Source organism: Streptomyces sp. PR69 (genome assembly GCF_026420845.1).
GTDB lineage: Bacteria > Actinomycetota > Actinomycetes > Streptomycetales > Streptomycetaceae > Streptomyces.
This window is the reverse complement of the sequence record NZ_JAOWCB010000019.1, coordinates 1-16,773: the sequence shown is the minus strand read 5'-3', so window position 1 is coordinate 16,773 and position 16,773 is coordinate 1. Positions and strand designations below refer to the sequence as shown.

The window sequence follows — 16,773 nt, the reverse complement described above, 5'->3', positions numbered from 1 at the left end:
ACTCGGCCTCCGCCGACCGGTCGGCACACACTCGTATGAATCTGAGATTTTCCTAAGATCTTCATTTCTTCTCTGGATAAGGCTGATAGGGGCGAAGGCCGACGAGGGAAGCCGGCGGGGGCGGCCGAGAACCAGCACGATGCAAGAGGGGTCAGCGATGACAGACAGCCGACACGAGAGCGCAGCCGACGACGGGGTCGGCGCCGGCCGACGCCGGTTTATGATCGGGGCAGCCCAGCTCGCCGGAGCGGCAGCGGCGTGCCAGGCCCTGGGCCCGGCGGCCGTCGCCCATGCGGACGAACCACCGCCCGCGCGCCCGACCGGCAAGGCGCCGGGCGGCGCGGACAAGGACGGCGGCGAAGACGCCGAGACCGCGCCCGCCATCGAGTTCCACGGCGCACATCAGGCGGGCATCCTGACACCGCATCCGCCGTTCGCCACCTTCGCCGCCTTCGATGTGAACGTGGAGACCCGCAGGGAACTCGCCCATCTCTTCAAGACCATGACAGACCGCAACCGAGCCCTGACCCGCGGCCTCACCGCCGGGGACCCGGAGGTGGCGGCCCTCCCCGATCCACAGGACGACCTCACCGTGACCGTCGGCGTGGGCGCCTCGCTCTTCGACGACCGGTTCGGCCTGCGGGCCCACAAGCCGGCCAGGCTGGGACAGATGCCCTCGTTCGCCGGCGACGCACTGGACCCGGCGACCTCGCACGGCGATCTGTCGATCCAGGTCTGCGCCCGCTACCCCGACGCCGTGCTCCATGTGATCCGGGATCTGACGCGCGAGACACACGGCGCGCTGACGCCGCGCTGGCGCATGGACGGCTTCCTCAACCCGCCGCGGCCCATGGTCGGCGCGCCCCGCTCCTTTCTGGGCTTCAAGGACGGCATCGCCCAGCCCGACCTGTCCTCGGCGCACCAGCAGAACCGGATGCTGTGGGTGGGCGAGGGCATGGGCGAGCCCCGGTGGGCCCTCGGCGGCAGCTACCAGGTGCTGCGGATCGTCCGGTTCCGGGCCGAGGCGTGGGACCGGGTTCCCACCGGGCTGCAGGAGAGGATCATGGGCAGACGCAAGGGCAACGGCGCGCCGCTCGGCATGCAACGCGAGACGGACCTGCCCGACTACACCAAGGACCCACTGGGCCTGACCATCCCGCTCGACTCCCATATCCGGCGCGCCAACCCGCGGACGGCGCAGACGCAGTCCTCGCTCATGCTGCGGCGCAGCTACAACTACGACAACGGCATGGCCCCGGACGGGACGCTCGACATCGGGCTGGTCTTCTGCTGCTACCAGCAGGACCTCGTACGACAGTTCGAAGCGGTCCAGAAGCGGCTGGAGGGCGAGCAGCTCGCGGACTTCACGACGACGACCGGCGGCGGCTACTTCTTCGCCCTGCCGGGGGTCAGAAACGGTTCGGACTGGTACGGCTCACAGCTGCTCGGCCGCGACGAGCCGGCCGATTGACCGTACGGCCGCCACAACCCCCGGCGGCGGGCGTACGGCAGATGTACGCGAGGGGCGGCCGCGGACCGTGCACATCCGGTCCGCGGCCGCCCTCGGCTGTACGGGTCGCCGTACGGGCGCTCACTCCAGCGGGTAGATGTCCCCGCTGCTCATGCCGCTCACCTGCTCGCTCTGCTGCTGCAGCCGGTCGGCCTTCTCCTTCAGCCGCTGCCGCTGCTCCGGATCGTCGGCCCGCTCCGCCGCCTGCCGCAGTTCCTGCGCCTTCTCGCGCAGCTGACGGGCCCGGCCGCCGGATTCGTCTACAGCACTCATGGGTCGCTCCTGAAGTTGTGGGGATGAGGAAGGGGCCTCCTTAAGCGATCAGCGAACCAGCAGCCCGGCACTGCCGCACCTCGAAACCTCACTCCATGTCATCACCGCAGTTCAGCGCGGCAGATACGGTGAACGCCGCTCGCTGGCAGCCGGGGAGCCGGGGCGTCACCGGCGTGCGGACCTCTTGGCGGCGATGCACATTGGAGGCATGTCGTCCGAACACCCGCCCGTGATCGTGCACCCGCCTGCCGGCGGGGGCCGCCGCGTCAGCGTGCACGGCCGGTTCGCCGGTCTGGCGCACGGGCGCGGGGATGTGGCGGAACTGCTGCGCGGCATGGGGCTCGGCACGGAAGGGGACGCGATCGACCTCTTCGACAGCAGCCTCGTCGAATGGCGCGGAGGCGGGCCGGAGACCTGGCGGTAGCGGACGGGGCGGCACTGGGCCGTACGGGGGCGGGCGGCGTGCCCTCACGTCCGCGTCGGGCGTTGTACGGGCCATGAACGCACGCCGTATCGTCCGCGCCGCCGCGGCGGGCTCCGCCCTGCTCACCGCGCTCGCCCCCGCCGGCCACGCCGCCGCCTCCAGCGAGGCCGCTCCGCCCGCCTCCCGCTCCGGCGAGGGCGCGGAGCAGCAGTTCGCCGAGCCGCAGGTGCTCGGCGGGAAGGGCGTCTTGGGGAGGACGCTGACGCGGGGTGTGACGGAGGTGGGGAAGGCGCTTCGGTCGGACGGGGTCGAGTAGGGGCGGGGCGCTTGGGGCGGGGCGTTCTCCCCTCACCCTCCCCTTCCCGGAACCGGGGGCAGGCCCCCGGACCCCAGGAGGCCGCAGCGTCGCGCGCGGACGGCCGCGCGGCCGCATCCGCATCCGCATCCGCGCAGACGGCGCGCGGCGCGGGCCGCGCTCCGGGCCGGATCGCAGGCCACCAGTCCGGATGGACACCCGCCCCATGCGCGCGACAGCGTCGCGCCGCGGGCGGCCGCGCCGCCACATCCGCAACCGCGGAAGCGACGTCGCACGGCGCGGGTACGGAGGCGGCGCAGGGAGCAGCCGCGGAGGCGGCGCACGGCGCGGGCGCATGCCGGGCTGTTGCTCGAACTGTGCACGCGTCCGCCGTCGAATCGGCATGCGTGCAGGCGCACCGGGCGCAGGCGCGGGCCGGTGGGCCGGTGGGCCGGTGAGGGGTTCGGGGCCGCGCTCCCGCGCCCGATAACCTGGGCGCATGTCGTCGACGCAGAGGCCGACCCTGCCGGAGCTCGTGCGGCAGGGGCTGTCATCCGTCGAGCGGGGGTATGACCTGCTCGCGCCGAAGTTCGATCGCACGCCTTTCCGTACGCCCGACGCGGTGCTTGAGGCGGTGGGCAAGGCGCTCGGGGAGCTGGGGCCGTTTTGTGCGGGGCTGGATGTCTGCTGCGGCACGGGGGCCGGTGTCGGGGTGCTGCGGCGGGTGTGCACGGAGCGGGTCGTCGGGGTGGACTTCAGCGCCGGGATGCTCGCCGCCGCGCACGTCCCTCCGCAGCCGGGCGGCCCCGCGGTCAGCTGGGTGCGGGCGGACGCCCGCGCCCTGCCGTTTCGCCAGGGCTTCGATCTGGCGGTGAGTTTCGGGGCGTTCGGCCACTTCCTGCCGGCCGAGCGTCCGGCGCTCTTCGCCGAGGTGCGCCAGGCGCTGCGCCCCGGCGGGCGGTTCGCCTTCCCGGTGCCCGCGCCCGCCCGCGTCGGCTCACGGCTGTACTGGGCGCTGTGGGGGTTCGACGCGGCGATGCGCGTACGGAATCTGCTGTGGCGGCCGCGGTTCGTCATGTACTACCGGACGTTCCAGCTCCGCGATGTGCTGCGTGAGCTGGCCGCCGCGGGGTTTGAGACGGAGCTGTCGGCGCTGCCCGCGCTGGGCCGCCGGCCGGACGGCTCGCCGCGGTGCCGTCTGGTGGTCGCGCGCCGCGTCTGAACGCCGGCGGCGTCTCCGTCGTATGGGTGGACAGCACATCCGCCGTTGCCGACCGGGAGAATCCGCCGCCATGTCGATGCGCTTGTCCGCCACGGTGCTCACCGTCGTCCTCCTGCTGCTGTTCGGCAGCGGGTGCGGCGGACAGCCGGGCGGCGGCAGTCTGCCGAGAGAGGCGGACGCCCGGCTGAAGGAGCTGGGGGTGGATCTCGACGGCTGGCGGGCGGGCGGCTGGCGGAACTGGAATCCGGCGGCCTGGCTGCGCGGCGCGGAGGAGTTCGTCAATCCGGTGATCGACGGCCTGTGGGGGCACGACCGGATGGCCGGGGCCCGCGAGCCGTACAAGAACGTGCCGGGGAATGTGGGCCGGGAGACCGGCGTCAGCGACCCGGAGCCCGCGCCCGTCGCCGCCCGCCCGGTGCAAACGCCGTACCGCGCGAGCGCCGCCGCGGTCGGCAAGGTGTTCTTCGACGGACCGGCGGGGCCGATGGTCTGCTCGGCGACCGTGGTGCAGGACCCGGCAAGACCCGGACGGTCCAACCTCGTGTGGACGGCGGGGCACTGTGTGCACGCGGGACGGGACGGCGGCTGGTTCCGGAACATCGTCTTTGTGCCGTCGTACAACGACACGGGGGCGCCGGCCGGGCGGCTCGGCGCGCTCGGCTCTGAGCAGCTGGCCCCCTTCGGCATGTGGTGGGCCGACGGGGCGGCTGCCTCGGATCAGTGGATCGCCCAGGGCAGGACCACAGGAGGGGACGGCGCGGCGTTCGACTACGCCGTGCTGCATGTGGCTCCGGAGGGCGGCGGCGACGGCCGGTCCCTGGAGGAGACGGTCGGCTCCGCGCTGCCGATACGGTTCAGCGGTCCGGCCGCGCCGGGGATCGATGTGATGGGGGCGTGGGGGTATCCCGCCGCGGCGCCCTTCGACGGCGCGCGGATGCACTCGTGCACCGGCAGGCCCGGGCGGCTGTCGCTCGCGCCGTCCCAGCCGACCATGTACCGGATCGGCTGCACGATGACCGGGGGCTCCTCGGGTGGCGGCTGGTTCGCGCCGGGCGCGGACGGCAGACCGGCGCTGGTGTCCAACACCTCGATCGGCCCGGTGCCGGCGGCCTGGCTGGCGGGTCCATTCCTCGGCGCGGAGGCACAGGCCATGTTCGCCGGTTTCAGCAGGGCGTTCGCGGCGCAGCCCACGCCATAGCCGGGCGTCGCATCCATGGGCGGGTGTCCCCCGATTGGCCGGAAGTCCGCTTGAGGCGATCTTCAGCACGCTCCTAAGGTGAGCGATTAACGCAATATTCTTGCTTTAACCGGGAGGAAAAGGTCCATGACCGATATCCCGCTCTCGGCCGGAGAAGCCGTCCGCTGGGCCCGCAGAGCGGGACTGCCGCTCGACGCGGAGCACGCGCCCGCGGTCGCCGCCAGGGCCGACCATGTACACGACGCCCTCTCGCCCCTGCGTGCGCTGGAGTTCGGCGAGACGCCTCCAGCGGCGGCCTACGACGCGCTCAGGGAGCCGGGCCATGCCGCCGGACGCGCCGAGTGAGCCGTACGGCCTGACGCTGGCCGCGGCCGCCCGGGCCATCGCGGCGCGCGAGCTCTCCCCCGTGGAGCTCACCGAGTCGGTGCTGGGCCGTATCGAGGCGGTCGACGGCCGGCTCAACGCCTATGCGGCGGTGACCGCGGACAGGGCGCGTGCGGCGGCAGCCGCCGCGGAGCGGGAGATCGCGGCGGGAGGGCCGCGAAGCCCGCTGCACGGCATCCCGGTGGGGCTCAAGGACCTGTTCGACGTCGCGGGACTGGCCACCGGCGCTGGGTCCCGCGTCCGGGAGGGCCACCGGGCGGCCGAGGACAGCGCCGTGGCCGCCCGGCTCTTCGGGGCCGGGGCCGTGCTCACGGGCAAGACGCAGACGCATGAGTTCGCCTACGGGCTGACGACGCCGCAGACCCGCAACCCATGGGATCCGGACCGTGTCGCCGGAGGGTCGAGCGGGGGTTCGGCGGTCGCGGTCGCCTCGGGTGCGGCGACCTTCGCCCTGGGCACGGACACCGGGGGCTCCATCCGGGTGCCCGCCGCGCTGAACGGCATGGCGGGCCTGAAGCCCACCTACGGCCTGGTCTCGCGCCATGGCGTCACGGCGCTGTGCTGGTCCCTGGACCACGTGGGCCCGATCACCCGCAGCGTGGAGGACGCGGCGCTCGTCCTGGACGTGCTGGCGGGCCACGATCCCCGCGACCCGGCCTCGTCCGATAGGCCGCCTCCCCCGTATGCGCGCGAGCTGGGCGGGGAGTTGGACGGGCTGCGCGTCGGAGTGCCCGTCAACTACTACTTCGAGCGCACGGACCCCCAGGTGTCGGCCGCGGTGCGGCGCGCCGTGGAGGTGCTGTGCGGGCTCGGGGCCGTATGCGCCGACGTCCGGGTGCCGATGGCGGAACACATCCGCGCCGTGCAGTGGGGTCTGACGGCGCCTGAGGCGACCGCGTACCACGAGCGGACGCTGCGGGCCTCGCCCGAGCTGTACGGAGCCGAGGTGCGCACGCTGCTGCAGGCCGGCGCGCTGGTCCCGGCGGGCGACTATCTGCGCGCGCAGCGCGCCCGCGCGCTCATGCGGCGCGCCTGGCAGGCCGTCTTCGACGCGGTGGACGTCGTCGCCGCACCCGCCGTCCCGTGCACCGCGGCCGGCCGGGGCCGGGAGCGGATCGACTGGCCGGACGGAACCTCCGAGTCGGTCGCCGACGCCTATGTCCGGCTCTCCGCCCCGGCCAACATCGTCGGCGCCCCGGCGCTCACCGTGCCCGTCGGCTGCGATGACGCCGGGCTGCCCATCGGCATGCAGCTCATCGGCCGCCCGTTCGGGGACGCGACGGTGCTGCGCGCCGGGGCCGCGTACGAGCGGGCGCGGGGCGAGATCGGCCGACTGGCCCCGTGCGGGACTGCGCAAAGCTAAAAGCTGCATATGTGCGTTAAGGTCCCGTGGAATGAGCCCCAGACCAGCGGTACGCCCCGGCGGGCGCAGCGCCCGCGTCCGGCAGTCCGTCCATGCGGCCGTACGCGAACTGCTCCAGGAGCGAGGACGGGACGGCCTCACCGTTCCGCTGGTCGCCGCCCGCGCCGGGGTCACTCCCTCGACGGTCTACCGCAGATGGGGGACGCTCCGGGCGCTGCTGGCCGACGTCGCGGTGGAACGGCTGCGGCCCGGCTCCCCGCCGGCGGACCTCGGCAGCCTCCGCGCCGACCTGGAAAGCTGGGCGACGGCCTTCGCCCAGCAGCTGGCGTCCCCGGCCGGGCGCGCCGGCCTCCGGGACGCGGTGGCCGGGGACCCGGACGGCTCCAACAGCGGGCAGTGCGCGGTGTATGCGGCCGGGCAGATCGAGACGATCCTGTCGCGGGCCGCCGCCCGCGGTGAGCACGCCCCGGACGCCGGGGCGGTGCTGGACCATGTGGTGGCGCCGTTGGTGTACCGCGCTCTCTTCCGGCAGGGGGCGCCGGAGGTGGGGCATGCGCGGGCTCTTGTCGCGACGGTGCTGTACCGGCTGATCCCGCTGCCGTGACGCGATGCGGAGGACCGCCGCCCGGTCCTCAACGCCGTTTTGCCGCACAGGCATTGACAGAGTGTATGGTCTGGACCAATGGTGGGCGGCATGTCGAGAATACGCATGGCACTCGCCGTCCTGGCACCCGTGCTGCTGCTCCTGGGGCTGGCTCCGGCCCCCGTGTCCGCCGCACAGGCGCAGGCCGGATCAGCGGGCGTGGGAGCACGGTCCTGGCCCGAGCCCGTGCCCGTCGTCTCCCACGTCGCGACCGACGACCCCGTTGTCTTCATCACCATCGACGACGGGTGGCACCATGACCCCGCTGCACAGCGGCTCCTGCTGGAGCGTCAAGTGCCGGCCTCGCTCTTCCTGCTGCCGGACGCCTACGCGTACGACAGGAGCTACTTCCGTACGCTGCTCGACCACGGCCCGTCCCGAGTGGAGAACCACAGCGTCAGCCATCCGAACCTGACCGGGCTGGACGCCGCCGGACAGCGGGCCGAGATCTGCGAAGCCCGGGACCGGCACCTCGCCGCCTTCGGGGACGGGCCGCGGCTGTTGCGTCCGCCCTTCGGGGCGTATGACGAGACGACCCGGACGGCCGCGCGCGCCTGCGGCGCCACGGCGCTGGTCACCTGGACGCACGACTTCACCACCTGGGGCGAGCAGCCGCCGCCCGCCCCGCAGCTGAAGCGGGGGGACATCGTCCTGCTCCACTTCACACCGGGTCTGAGCCAGGACCTCGCCCGCGCGCTCGACGCCGCGGAGGCGGCCGGTCTCAAGCCGGCGAAGCTGCGGCAGTACCTCGCGGACTGAGCGGGCGCCGTGTGCCGCCCCGCGCCGACCACCCGTATGGTCACCTGCGGCGACCCTCCGGTTGCGCACCGTGCACAGCGCCCGAAGTGTGGTTCCCGTCCCACCCACGATTCGAAAGGTGCTGTCCTCATGCATCGCAAAGCCACCGCTTCCACCGCCATCGCCATCGGCGTCGCCGGCGCCCTGGTGCTGGGTCCTGCCGCGGCCGCGGGCGCCGTGACCTCGGCGACAGGGCCCACGAGCCCCCTCGCGGCCGCCGCCGCCGAGGCCGCGAAGGCCGTCGGCCCGGACGCACGGGCGGACGGCGCAGACGCGCGGGCCGACCTCGCCGAGACCACGCGCGAGCTCCGCATGGCCACCCAGGACCTGGTCAGAAGCGCGGCGAAGGCCGAAAGCGGAACGACGAGGGCCGAGGACTCGGCCGTCCAGGACCTGATCAGGGACATCCAGGCCACAAAGCGGGCGCTCGAGAAGGCCAGAGCCGCGGCGGAGGACCCGACGGGCCGGGTCGCCAGCAGTTCGGCAGGCGTCGAGGCGGGGCTGGACAGCCTGCTCAGGCAGGTACGCGCCGCTGCTCCGACGGACATCCTCTCGTCGCTTCTCGCCCTGGTCACCGGCCTGCTCAACACCGTGCTGAGCCTGCTGGGCGGCCTGCTGGGCATCTCGCTGCCCCCCATCGAACTGCCGCCCATCGAACTGCCGGAGCTGCCGACACCCGAGCTGCCGGCTCCCGAACTCCCCGCGCCCGAACTCCCCGCGCCCGAACTCCCGGCACCCGAACTCCCGGCACCCGAACTCCCCGCGCCCGAACTGCCGGCCCCGAGCCTGCCCTGACAGATTCCCGCCACGCCCGCGGCCCGCTGCCGATCGACCGGCGACGGGCCGCGGGCGTGGCGCCCGGCGCCCCCGGCCGGCACGTCGTTCCCGTCACGGCAGAGCTTGCCGGGAGGGACGTTGGTCGCGCAGCAGCACGAGCGGGCGTGCGTCGCGGTCGAGGAGGACCGGAACCGGGACCAGCCCGCCCGAGTCCAGCTTGAGCAGGGTGGCTTCGCCGTCGACCCGGCCGGCGACCGTCCGGCCGGCCTCGCCCCCAGCCGGGTCGGCGGACTCCCCGGCGGCGAGCTCGCCCGGGAGTTGTCCGGTGTGCCGCCAGCTGTGTTCCCGGCCGTCGCAGTGGGCGACCGTGCCGCCGACGCCGTAGTGGACGTCGCCTTGGATCAGCGTGGCGCCGACGAGCACCGTCCTGCCGTGGTGGAGCGGCGAACAGCGGTAGGAGCCGCTCAGGGTGACCGTGCCGTCGGCGGCCAATTGCCCTTCCGGATCAAGCGTCACGGCGTCGGAGCCGGAGCGGGTGGCGGAGTGGGCGGCGGAGTAGGCGCCTGCCCCGCCCGGGGCCACCCCCATGAGACAGACCGCGGCGAGGCACGCGGCCGGCGCGAGCGACAAACGTCGAGGTGTGATCATGCTTCGCCCAACGAAGCCCGTGCGCAGAGGTGTCTGGCCCTCGCACGGACGGCCGACAGCCGTCTGCCGCCGAATGGCGGTCACGCTCCGTATGGCCCTCGGGACCGTCCCGTGTCCTGGTCGCGGGATGTCCGACCGTTCGCGTGCGGCGACACCGCGCGGCACGATGGTCGTGGATCCCGCCATGCCCCCTTTCCGAGCGGAACACTGAGCGTCATGGACAAGGAAACGACCGCTGCCGACCCGGGCGTCACCTCAAGCGAAGAGGTGTACGGCGCGCCCTGCTGGATCAGTCTGATGGCGCGGGACCTCGCCGCCGCGCAGGACTTCTACGGAGCGGTGCTCGGCTGGCGGTTCCGGCGGGCGCGGCTCGGTGCGGAGTTCCGGCTGGCCGTGCTCGACGGAGAGCCGGTCGCCGGCATCGGCCAGGTCACCCCCACCCTGCAGGCGCCGGTCGCCTGGACCCCGTACTTCGCCGTCGCGGACGCCGACGCGACCGCGGCCAGAATCCGGGAGCGCAGCGCCACCGTGGCGGTCGGCCCCCTGAACTTCCCCGTCGGGCGCGGCGCGCTGGCCGCCGACCGGGACGGGGCCGTCTTCGGCATCTGGCAGGGCCAGCTGATCTCCGACTGGCAGACCTGGCGGGAGAAGGCCCCGACCTGGCTGCGGCTGCGCACCCGCAACGCCTTCGACGCCGCGATCTTCTACGGCGAGGTCCTCGACTGGGCCTGTGGCAGGCCGGGCTGCTGCCAGGTCGACTACGAGGAGGACGAGGTCGTCCTGCGCCAGCACGGCTTCGTGGTCGCCCGGCTCAGTTCGGGGGCGATCGAGGAAGCGCCCGATCCGCTCATCCGCCCGCACTGGCATGTGCATTTCGCGGTCCGCGACGTCGAGGCCACTGTCCAGGCGGCGCTGCGGCACGGCGGGCTGGTCCTGGAGCAGCGCAGCACCCCGCAGGGCGCCGAGGCCACGCTTCGGGACACGGACGGCGCGATGTTCTCCGTCAACGACGGCTCGCACCGCAGCTGACAGCGGCGAGGGCCGCCGGTCAGGGGTCGCGGTCAGCGGTCAGGGGCGCCTTCCCGGCGGGCGCGGGCACGGGCGCTGAACCGGCGCGACCACACGATCACCCCGCGCAGCGCGCACACGAGGGTGAGGGTGTAGGCGGCGGCGAACGCCCAGATGAGGGCCGGGGCCGACGTCAGGACCGCGAGGACGAGCAGGACCAGCGACACCGCGGCGAGCGTCCAGCCCGCGACGGCGAGGGGCCGGCGGTGCAGGGTGGACCAGAGCTGCGTCAGCGGCGCGGGCGTGCGCCGCATCGTGCGGAGCTTGCGGTCCAGCAAGGCGTCTTGGCGCAGCCCGTTCTCGATCTCGTCGAGGATGCGCCGTTCGTGATCCGTAAAGCCCGTTCCGTCCATCGTCAACGCCTCCTCACGGCTGGCGGTGATGACCGCTGACGCCCGGTTGCGCACGGGGGCGGGTACCCGCCGGGGGCCGCCGGACACCTCGCTCAGCCGGGCACGGGGCCCGTGTCGCTGTTGGCGGGAGCGCGGCTGACGTCGCCGAGGGCCGATTCCGGGTCCAGCGTCTCGGCGAGGTCTTCGAGGCTGATCATGCCGATGGGACGGTCTCCCTCGACCACCGGGAGTTGGCGGACCGAGTGTTCCCGCATCAGCGACACGGCGCTGGAGACGGGTTCTTCGGGCCCGATCGACACAGGGGTGGGCGTGCAGACGGCGTCGGCGTTCACCGCGAGCGGGTCCACCCCCTCGGCTACGGCGCGCGTGGTGATGTCGCGGTCGGTGAGCACCCCGATCAGCCGGTCGTCCGATGAGACCACCACTCCCCCGATGTCCTGGGCGCGCATCATCTGGGCGGCTTCGACGAGCGAGGCATCGGGCCGGACGGCCGCCACTCCTGCTGTCATGACGTCCTTGACTTGCTGTGTCATGGCTCAGCCTTTCTGCCGTCCTCTCCGCCCGCGGGCCGGCCGTCCGGGCTTGTCCCCCGGCTGCCGCCTGGCGGTTTCTCCACGTCACGCTGCCCGCAGTACCCCTGCCGTATCCGCCTATGCGGGCGGTGACGTTTTCTCCCGCCGTGGGCGGGCATGGGCTTGGTACGTGCTTCGGACAGCAGGCACGCCCGAGGGAGCAGCCACCCGGGCGTGCCTTCGTGCCGTCCGGCCCCGCTCCCGCACCGTGCGTCGTCAAGACTCCGGGAAGCTGTGAGCATCATGTGTGCGTACGCACCCGTCCGGGACACCCAGCAGACCCAGCGCAGCCGGCACGCCCAGCCGGGCCGGCGCGCCCAACAGGCCCGGCGCGCCGGGCGCCCGCACACCGACGCCCCCGACACCGAGGACGCCTTCCGGAGAATGGTCCTGCTGCCCGAGGGACCGGAGCGCAGCAGGATCCGGCAGGACATCGTCTGCGCCTGGCTGCCCATGGCCGACCGGCTCGCCGGGCGCTTCCGCAACCGCGGGGAGTCACTCGAGGATCTGCGGCAGGTGGCCGCGCTTGGCCTGGTCAAGGCCGTCGACCGCTATGACCCCGGCCGCGGCAACGCCTTTGAGAGCTATGCCGTGCCGACCGTGGTCGGGGAGGTCAAGCGGCACTTCCGCGACCATCTGTGGACTCTCCATGTCCCCCGCCGGGTACAGGATCTGCGCAATCGCGTGCGTTTCGCCCGGCAGGACCTGTCCCAGACGATCCCCGGGCGGCCGCCCACGCGGGCGGAGATCGCCGCACACGCCGGGATGACCGAGGAGGAGGTGCGGATCGGCCTCGAAGCGCTCGACAGCTTCTCGGCGCTCTCGCTGGACGCCGAGCTGAACGGCGCGGAGGACGGATACGCCCTGCGCGACACCCTCGGGTCCGCGGACCCGGCCCTCGACGTGCTCGTCGACCGTGAGGCCGTGAAACCGGGTCTGCGCCGGCTGCCGGAGCGTGAACAGCGCATTCTCTATATGCGCTTCTTCGGCGATATGACGCAGAGCAGCATCGCCGAATCCCTCGGCATCTCTCAGATGCATGTCTCACGGCTGATCAGCCGGTGCTGCGAGCGGCTGCGCGATGAGGTCCTGCGCGACGGGGCTGCGGAGGACGCCGCAGAGGAGACCGCGGGAATCTCAGGGACGGCCTCAGAAGCACCGGCGAAGGCCGCATCGGGGAGGTCATGAGGGACGCCGCCGCATGGCAAGCGCGATGTGGTGGGACATGACGTCGACGACCCGTGCCTCGGCCAGGGAGAAGGCGAGCCTGGCGCCCGTGCGGAAGAGCGTCAGCACGGCGTGCACCGGGCCGCCGCCGGAGAGGGGGGACTGCAGCGGCACGCACAACAGCGACGTCACATCGGCCTGCACGAGGATCGAGTCGCCGGACTCGTCCCGGCCGAAGGACTCCAGGTCGTCCGGCCGTACCTGAAGGCTCGCCGGGCCGCCGCGCGCCGTCTCCACCACCAGGGGGCAGTCCGCCGGGTCCTGTGCGATGACCTTCTTGGCGAGCATGTCCGCGGCGCGGTCGTTCTCGGGGCCGCGGACGCAGACGCGCCGCAGCACTCCGCCCGACGACAGATCGGCCACCACCCAGTCGGCGAAGCCGGCGGACAGCACCCGTGCGGCCGTGTTGAGCACCTGCTGCGGCTCCCCTCCGCCGTCGAGCAGCAGGGCCGTGGTCATGGCGTCCAGGACGTCGATCAGCTCGGCACGGCGGGTGGCCTCGGTCAGATCGGGGCGTGCCGCACCGCGCCCGCCCGGGGAAGCGGACGGAGAAGCGGACGCGGACGGGAGCGGGTGCGCCGTGCGGGCGCCGTCGGTCTGCAGCACCAACAGGACGGCCGGGTGCTGCTCGTTCGGCGGCCGCAGCGCGGTGAGCGTGACCAGCAGCGGTGTCGTGGGGTCCTGCTGAAGGTGGACCCGCAGGCTGCGGCCCCCTTCGCCGCGCGCGACCGCCGCCGTCTGGGAGCGCAGGGCCGCACGGTCACCGGGCCTGAGGAGGCCGGCCAGCGGGCGGCCCGCGGCATAGCCGGCGCGGACGCCGGTCAGCTCCGTCGCGGCGACGTTCATCCTCCGTACGGCCGTGTCGGCGTCGACCAGCGCCACGGGCAGCGGCAGCCGCTGGAAGAGGGCCTTGAACAGCTGCTGTTCGGCCCGGTCCGCCAACGCTCCGGCAGGGGTGCGCGGGGAATGCGGCCGCTGTGCCTCAAGCCTGCTGCGCCAGGCGGGCCAGAGGTCCTCGGCGACGTGTTCAAGCTCGAACAGCGCGGCGTCGAGGAGAGTGTGCTGTTCCGTCGTCGGCAGTCCGCGGGCGGCCCTCAGCTCGCCCACACGCCTGACGAAGTCCGCGAGCTCCGTCTCCAGCGCATCGCCCTGGCCGGGATCCGCTCCGAACCCGTGCGCGTCCGTATCACGCATAGCACGACGCTAGCCCACGGCCGCGTTTCCCGGCGTGCCCAGCGGGAATCCGGACGGTGGAAGGAGGCGGCAGCTCATGCCATCCCCGCCTGTCCGCGTTCCCGTCCCCGAACCCACCGCCGCGGCCCGGGAGCTCTCCCAGTTCACCTGCGAGGCCATGCAGTGTGCCGACGCGAGCTGCGGCGCGGTCGCCACTCTCTCCGGTGCGGGCGGCGAGCTGCGCACCACGGCGACGCACCCCGATCTGACCACGCTGCTCTCCGTGGAGCTGGCCTCCGGCGAGGGACCCACCCCGGCGGCGCTGGACGCGGGCGGGACGGTGAACGCCCAGGATCTGCTGACCGAGGAGCGCTGGCCCGACTACCGTGCCGTGGCGCTCGACTCCGGACTGCGGTCGAGTGTGACCATGGCGTTCAGCAGAGGCGAGCTCGACGTCACCCTCACCCTTTACAGCTTCCGCCCCAGAGCTTTCAGCGAGGGAGTGCAGCAGTCGGTGCACCTGCTCGGCGAGTACTTCGCACAGGGGCTGGCCCGTGATCACTCATGCCGGGCCGCACTCGCCGAGATCGGCCAGCTGGAGACGGCTCTGGAGTCCCGTGCGGTGATCGATCAGGCGAGCGGGATCGTGATGCATGTGACGGGGAGCGACGCCCGGGAGGCGTTCGGCATTCTGCGGCAGATCTCCCAGCGCACGAACCGGAAGCTCGCGGATGTGGCCGACGAGGTCGTACGCCGCCGGGGGCGGGGTTTCGAAGCGGAGCTCAGGGCTCTCGCCGGGGCGAGCGGAAGGAGTCTGGCGTGTTCGGACGAGGCCGTTCGCGCGCCCGCGCGGAGCCGGTGACGGCGCAGCGCCCGCTCAGGGTCCGCATGCTCCTGACCATGGTCTACATCCCTCTGTTCGCGGCGGGCGCGGTGCTGTTCGCCGTATGGGCCCTGTGGTCCGACGCGGGGGACTCGCCCAGCCCCGGGATCCTGATGGCGCTGTCGTTCATCTGCGCGCTGCTGGCGCTGCTCGCGCTGGGCGAGGCGGTCGCCATCCAGCACCGCCGGGAGCGGGTGTACAGGCGGCAGGAGGAGGCCGCGAAGGGGCCGGAGCCAAACGCCCCTGAGGAGCCCGGGCCGCCCGGGCGCAAGCCCGACGATCAGGGGCATCGCGGGCCCGAGCACGGGCCCGAGTAGCCGGTACGGCGGGCAGGGCACGGCGGCGGAGACCGGACAGGCCGTATTGCCGGGCACGCGGCGTCGCGTGCGTGAGCGGGCGCTGACCCGCGCCAAGGGCAGGCGTCGGCCGGGCGTCAGGCCGCCCGGGCGGGCCAGCGGAGCAGGGCGCCCAGACCGCCGGTCGGGGAGGCGTCCGGCGGCTCCCGCGCGGGGATGCGCAGGGCTTCCGCCCCGGTGACCGCGGCGGAGCGCAGCAGGGCGTCATCCGCGCGGGCGGGCGCAGGGTCGCGTGCGCCGAGGTACCGGGCGTCCGAGCGGCGCACCGCGAGCTGGTCGGGATCCTCGCCCACCCACACCTGGCGCTGGGCGTCCGGGCCCTCGGGCCGGATGAACAGCTCCTCGATGCGGTGTTCGCGGGCCGCCTCCACCAGCGCGGGCACCCCCTCCGCCGCCGCGTCGTGCGCGGCCCTGAAGCGGTCGAGCTCCTCTTCGGCATGGCGGCTCACATGCTCCTGACGGGCGTGTTCGACGTCCTCGTCGAGCAGCCTGCTGCCCGCGCCTTCGGCGCGTCCGCCGTGTTCGGTCTCGATGACGTACGGCAGCAGCGCCGCGGGCAGCCGCTCATGGACGGCGCGCCGCTCGTAGGGGTCGCCGGCGAGAACGATCAGATCGGCGCCGTACTCCTCCTGGCTTCCCGCGACGGTCTCCGCGATCTCCTGGGCATTCTGCTCCCAGGTGTTCTCCACGCGCTGCTGGTGATGGCGTTCGGACCAGTCGGCGCTCGCGGTGCGGTGCAGCGGCCAGTCCCTGCCCACGGCCGAGCCGGCGCCCGTGGCGCCCAGCGGGGTGCGCAGCTCCAGGTCCGCGCCCTGGCGGTCGATGTAGACGACCAGACAGACCGGTTCCTGCGCGGCGAGATCCAGCAGCGGTGCGACATGCGGCAGGGCGGCCCAGGTGACGTCCATGGGCGCGGGAGGGCGATGGGTCAGGGGCGGGTCGAGGACCACCTCGCCGCCCGCGGCGTACACAGCCCGGCCGGGTGCCCCCGGCCTGCCCCCGAAGGCGGTGAGGGCTTCGTAGACGGCATGTCCCGTCCGCTGGTCGGCGCCCTGCTCGGCCAGCGCGCGGCAGACCTCACGGGCCTGGAGCTCATGGTGGGCGGGGGTGTCCTGGACGCCCCATGCAGTGTCGAGATGCACGCTGGCCCACGGTCCGGGACGCTCGTAGAGAGGCGTGAGAAATTCGAGTCGCATGGATTCCTCCCGGTGACCGGGTCCGCGCTACCAGCGGGTACCCGCGAGGTCATCAGTCACACGGGATGGCCGCGAGACCTGTGGAGACGGACGGAGGACGGCTGACATGACTCAGACCGAGCACGAGCACCGGGGCGTCGACCCGGCCCGTCTGGACGAGCCGGTGCTGCTCCGCGAGCTGGAGGCGATCCACCGGAGCAGGCACGACACACTGCTGTACGGGTCCGCGGCGGCGCTGGACGCGCACAATGTGCGGATGGCGGAGCTGGAGAGCGAGTATCTGCGGCGGCATCCGCGGCGGACGGTGACGCCGGGCAGGACGCGGGCCGGGGCCCGTGCGCGTGACGGGGCGCGGGACGCGGCCGGGGCGTCGGGGACCGTCTGATCGTGCGGGGCGGGGGCTTTCCCCT

At 73.4% G+C, this 16,773-nt stretch carries 21 protein-coding genes; 15 read left to right on the top strand and 6 right to left on the bottom strand.

Going from position 1 to position 16,773, the window contains the following annotated elements:
* The first annotated feature begins 157 nt into the window (after positions 1–157).
* A complete protein-coding gene (locus tag OF819_RS18950; RefSeq protein ID WP_267244763.1) occupies positions 158–1,471 on the top strand; it encodes a Dyp-type peroxidase in 1,314 nt (437 codons plus the stop codon).
* A gap of 120 nt (positions 1,472–1,591) precedes the next feature.
* Here OF819_RS18950 and OF819_RS18945 read toward each other — a convergent pair whose 3' ends face one another.
* Positions 1,592–1,783, bottom strand: coding sequence for a DUF6381 family protein (locus tag OF819_RS18945; RefSeq protein WP_267244762.1), 192 nt, complete (start codon positions 1,781–1,783; stop codon positions 1,592–1,594).
* Between the two features lie 208 nt (positions 1,784–1,991).
* Here OF819_RS18945 and OF819_RS18940 point away from each other — a divergent pair, with 208 nt between their 5' ends.
* The 9 genes from OF819_RS18940 (at position 1,992) to OF819_RS18900 (ending at position 8,905) form a co-directional block, all read left to right on the top strand.
* Positions 1,992–2,207: a hypothetical protein gene (locus OF819_RS18940; RefSeq protein ID WP_267244761.1), complete on the top strand. Its 216-nt coding sequence runs from the start codon at positions 1,992–1,994 to the stop codon at positions 2,205–2,207.
* 73 nt (positions 2,208–2,280) lie between these two features.
* Complete coding sequence (locus tag OF819_RS18935; RefSeq protein ID WP_267244760.1) at positions 2,281–2,523, top strand: hypothetical protein; 243 nt, start codon at positions 2,281–2,283, stop codon at positions 2,521–2,523.
* A gap of 478 nt (positions 2,524–3,001) precedes the next feature.
* The gene (locus tag OF819_RS18930) at positions 3,002–3,724 is read left to right on the top strand and encodes a class I SAM-dependent methyltransferase (protein WP_267244759.1); all 723 of its coding nucleotides are present in this window, start codon (positions 3,002–3,004) and stop codon (positions 3,722–3,724) included.
* 70 nt (positions 3,725–3,794) lie between these two features.
* A complete protein-coding gene (locus OF819_RS18925) occupies positions 3,795–4,922 on the top strand; it encodes a trypsin-like serine peptidase (RefSeq protein WP_267244758.1) in 1,128 nt (375 codons plus the stop codon).
* A 126-nt stretch (positions 4,923–5,048) separates the two neighbouring features.
* Positions 5,049–5,267: a hypothetical protein gene (locus OF819_RS18920; protein WP_267244757.1), complete on the top strand. Its 219-nt coding sequence runs from the start codon at positions 5,049–5,051 to the stop codon at positions 5,265–5,267.
* Positions 5,245–6,669 carry an amidase gene (locus OF819_RS18915; protein ID WP_267244756.1) on the top strand — a complete coding sequence of 475 codons (1,425 nt, stop codon included), beginning with the start codon at positions 5,245–5,247 and terminating at the stop codon, positions 6,667–6,669. The genes OF819_RS18920 and OF819_RS18915 overlap by 23 nt, the downstream gene beginning before the upstream one ends.
* Positions 6,670–6,700: 31 nt before the next feature.
* Positions 6,701–7,273: a TetR/AcrR family transcriptional regulator gene (locus OF819_RS18910; protein WP_267244755.1), complete on the top strand. Its 573-nt coding sequence runs from the start codon at positions 6,701–6,703 to the stop codon at positions 7,271–7,273.
* 90 nt (positions 7,274–7,363) lie between these two features.
* On the top strand, positions 7,364–8,071 hold the full coding sequence (locus OF819_RS18905) for a polysaccharide deacetylase family protein (RefSeq protein WP_267244754.1): 708 nt from the start codon (positions 7,364–7,366) through the stop codon (positions 8,069–8,071).
* 129 nt (positions 8,072–8,200) lie between these two features.
* Positions 8,201–8,905 carry a hypothetical protein gene (locus OF819_RS18900; protein WP_267244753.1) on the top strand — a complete coding sequence of 235 codons (705 nt, stop codon included), beginning with the start codon at positions 8,201–8,203 and terminating at the stop codon, positions 8,903–8,905.
* Positions 8,906–8,998: 93 nt separating this feature from the next.
* On the opposite strand, the gene OF819_RS18895 is transcribed toward OF819_RS18900, so the two are convergent.
* Positions 8,999–9,475 carry a DUF6299 family protein gene (locus OF819_RS18895; protein WP_267244752.1) on the bottom strand — a complete coding sequence of 159 codons (477 nt, stop codon included), beginning with the start codon at positions 9,473–9,475 and terminating at the stop codon, positions 8,999–9,001.
* Between the two features lie 276 nt (positions 9,476–9,751).
* On the opposite strand from OF819_RS18895, the gene OF819_RS18890 reads away from it, so the two are divergent.
* Positions 9,752–10,564: a VOC family protein gene (locus OF819_RS18890; protein ID WP_267244751.1), complete on the top strand. Its 813-nt coding sequence runs from the start codon at positions 9,752–9,754 to the stop codon at positions 10,562–10,564.
* Between the two features lie 32 nt (positions 10,565–10,596).
* Here the strand turns inward: OF819_RS18890 and OF819_RS18885 are convergent, their stop codons facing one another.
* Both OF819_RS18885 and OF819_RS18880 read right to left on the bottom strand, forming a co-directional pair.
* Positions 10,597–10,956 (bottom strand): DUF3040 domain-containing protein, encoded by a 360-nt coding sequence (locus tag OF819_RS18885; RefSeq protein WP_267244750.1) that lies wholly within the window; start codon positions 10,954–10,956, stop codon positions 10,597–10,599.
* Between the two features lie 92 nt (positions 10,957–11,048).
* The gene (locus tag OF819_RS18880; protein ID WP_267244749.1) at positions 11,049–11,489 is read right to left on the bottom strand and encodes a CBS domain-containing protein; all 441 of its coding nucleotides are present in this window, start codon (positions 11,487–11,489) and stop codon (positions 11,049–11,051) included.
* 423 nt (positions 11,490–11,912) lie between these two features.
* Here OF819_RS18880 and OF819_RS18875 point away from each other — a divergent pair, with 423 nt between their 5' ends.
* Entirely contained in the window at positions 11,913–12,716 is an 804-nt protein-coding gene (locus OF819_RS18875; RefSeq protein ID WP_267244836.1) for an RNA polymerase sigma factor SigF, read from the top strand.
* Here the strand turns inward: OF819_RS18875 and OF819_RS18870 are convergent.
* Positions 12,711–13,949: a PAS domain-containing protein gene (locus tag OF819_RS18870; RefSeq protein WP_267244748.1), complete on the bottom strand. Its 1,239-nt coding sequence runs from the start codon at positions 13,947–13,949 to the stop codon at positions 12,711–12,713. The two genes, OF819_RS18875 and OF819_RS18870, sit on opposite strands and share 6 nt — an antisense overlap.
* Positions 13,950–14,025: 76 nt before the next feature.
* Between OF819_RS18870 and OF819_RS18865 the strand changes: the two genes are divergently transcribed.
* Together OF819_RS18865 and OF819_RS18860 are read left to right on the top strand one after the other, a co-directional pair.
* A complete protein-coding gene (locus OF819_RS18865) occupies positions 14,026–14,790 on the top strand; it encodes an ANTAR domain-containing response regulator (RefSeq protein WP_267244747.1) in 765 nt (254 codons plus the stop codon).
* Entirely contained in the window at positions 14,748–15,128 is a 381-nt protein-coding gene (locus OF819_RS18860; RefSeq protein WP_267244843.1) for a hypothetical protein, read from the top strand. The genes OF819_RS18865 and OF819_RS18860 overlap by 43 nt, the downstream gene beginning before the upstream one ends.
* Positions 15,129–15,244: 116 nt before the next feature.
* Here the strand turns inward: OF819_RS18860 and OF819_RS18855 are convergent, their stop codons facing one another.
* Positions 15,245–16,363, bottom strand: coding sequence for a Vms1/Ankzf1 family peptidyl-tRNA hydrolase (locus OF819_RS18855; protein WP_267244746.1), 1,119 nt, complete (start codon positions 16,361–16,363; stop codon positions 15,245–15,247).
* Positions 16,364–16,469: 106 nt separating this feature from the next.
* Between OF819_RS18855 and OF819_RS18850 the strand changes: the two genes are divergently transcribed.
* Positions 16,470–16,748, top strand: coding sequence for a DUF6158 family protein (locus tag OF819_RS18850; RefSeq protein ID WP_267244745.1), 279 nt, complete (start codon positions 16,470–16,472; stop codon positions 16,746–16,748).
* Positions 16,749–16,773 lie beyond the last annotated feature (25 nt).

Coding starts and splice junctions, on each gene's coding strand:
- OF819_RS18950 (WP_267244763.1), top strand. CDS start 158: ATGACAGACAGCCGACACGAGAGCGCAGCCGACGACGGGGTCGGCGCC.
- OF819_RS18945 (WP_267244762.1), bottom strand. CDS start 1,783: ATGAGTGCTGTAGACGAATCCGGCGGCCGGGCCCGTCAGCTGCGCGAG.
- OF819_RS18940 (WP_267244761.1), top strand. CDS start 1,992: ATGTCGTCCGAACACCCGCCCGTGATCGTGCACCCGCCTGCCGGCGGG.
- OF819_RS18935 (WP_267244760.1), top strand. CDS start 2,281: ATGAACGCACGCCGTATCGTCCGCGCCGCCGCGGCGGGCTCCGCCCTG.
- OF819_RS18930 (WP_267244759.1), top strand. CDS start 3,002: ATGTCGTCGACGCAGAGGCCGACCCTGCCGGAGCTCGTGCGGCAGGGG.
- OF819_RS18925 (WP_267244758.1), top strand. CDS start 3,795: ATGTCGATGCGCTTGTCCGCCACGGTGCTCACCGTCGTCCTCCTGCTG.
- OF819_RS18920 (WP_267244757.1), top strand. CDS start 5,049: ATGACCGATATCCCGCTCTCGGCCGGAGAAGCCGTCCGCTGGGCCCGC.
- OF819_RS18915 (WP_267244756.1), top strand. CDS start 5,245: ATGCCGCCGGACGCGCCGAGTGAGCCGTACGGCCTGACGCTGGCCGCG.
- OF819_RS18910 (WP_267244755.1), top strand. CDS start 6,701: ATGAGCCCCAGACCAGCGGTACGCCCCGGCGGGCGCAGCGCCCGCGTC.
- OF819_RS18905 (WP_267244754.1), top strand. CDS start 7,364: ATGTCGAGAATACGCATGGCACTCGCCGTCCTGGCACCCGTGCTGCTG.
- OF819_RS18900 (WP_267244753.1), top strand. CDS start 8,201: ATGCATCGCAAAGCCACCGCTTCCACCGCCATCGCCATCGGCGTCGCC.
- OF819_RS18895 (WP_267244752.1), bottom strand. CDS start 9,475: ATGGGGGTGGCCCCGGGCGGGGCAGGCGCCTACTCCGCCGCCCACTCC.
- OF819_RS18890 (WP_267244751.1), top strand. CDS start 9,752: ATGGACAAGGAAACGACCGCTGCCGACCCGGGCGTCACCTCAAGCGAA.
- OF819_RS18885 (WP_267244750.1), bottom strand. CDS start 10,956: ATGGACGGAACGGGCTTTACGGATCACGAACGGCGCATCCTCGACGAG.
- OF819_RS18880 (WP_267244749.1), bottom strand. CDS start 11,489: ATGACACAGCAAGTCAAGGACGTCATGACAGCAGGAGTGGCGGCCGTC.
- OF819_RS18875 (WP_267244836.1), top strand. CDS start 11,913: ATGGTCCTGCTGCCCGAGGGACCGGAGCGCAGCAGGATCCGGCAGGAC.
- OF819_RS18870 (WP_267244748.1), bottom strand. CDS start 13,949: ATGCGTGATACGGACGCGCACGGGTTCGGAGCGGATCCCGGCCAGGGC.
- OF819_RS18865 (WP_267244747.1), top strand. CDS start 14,026: ATGCCATCCCCGCCTGTCCGCGTTCCCGTCCCCGAACCCACCGCCGCG.
- OF819_RS18855 (WP_267244746.1), bottom strand. CDS start 16,363: ATGCGACTCGAATTTCTCACGCCTCTCTACGAGCGTCCCGGACCGTGG.
- OF819_RS18850 (WP_267244745.1), top strand. CDS start 16,470: ATGACTCAGACCGAGCACGAGCACCGGGGCGTCGACCCGGCCCGTCTG.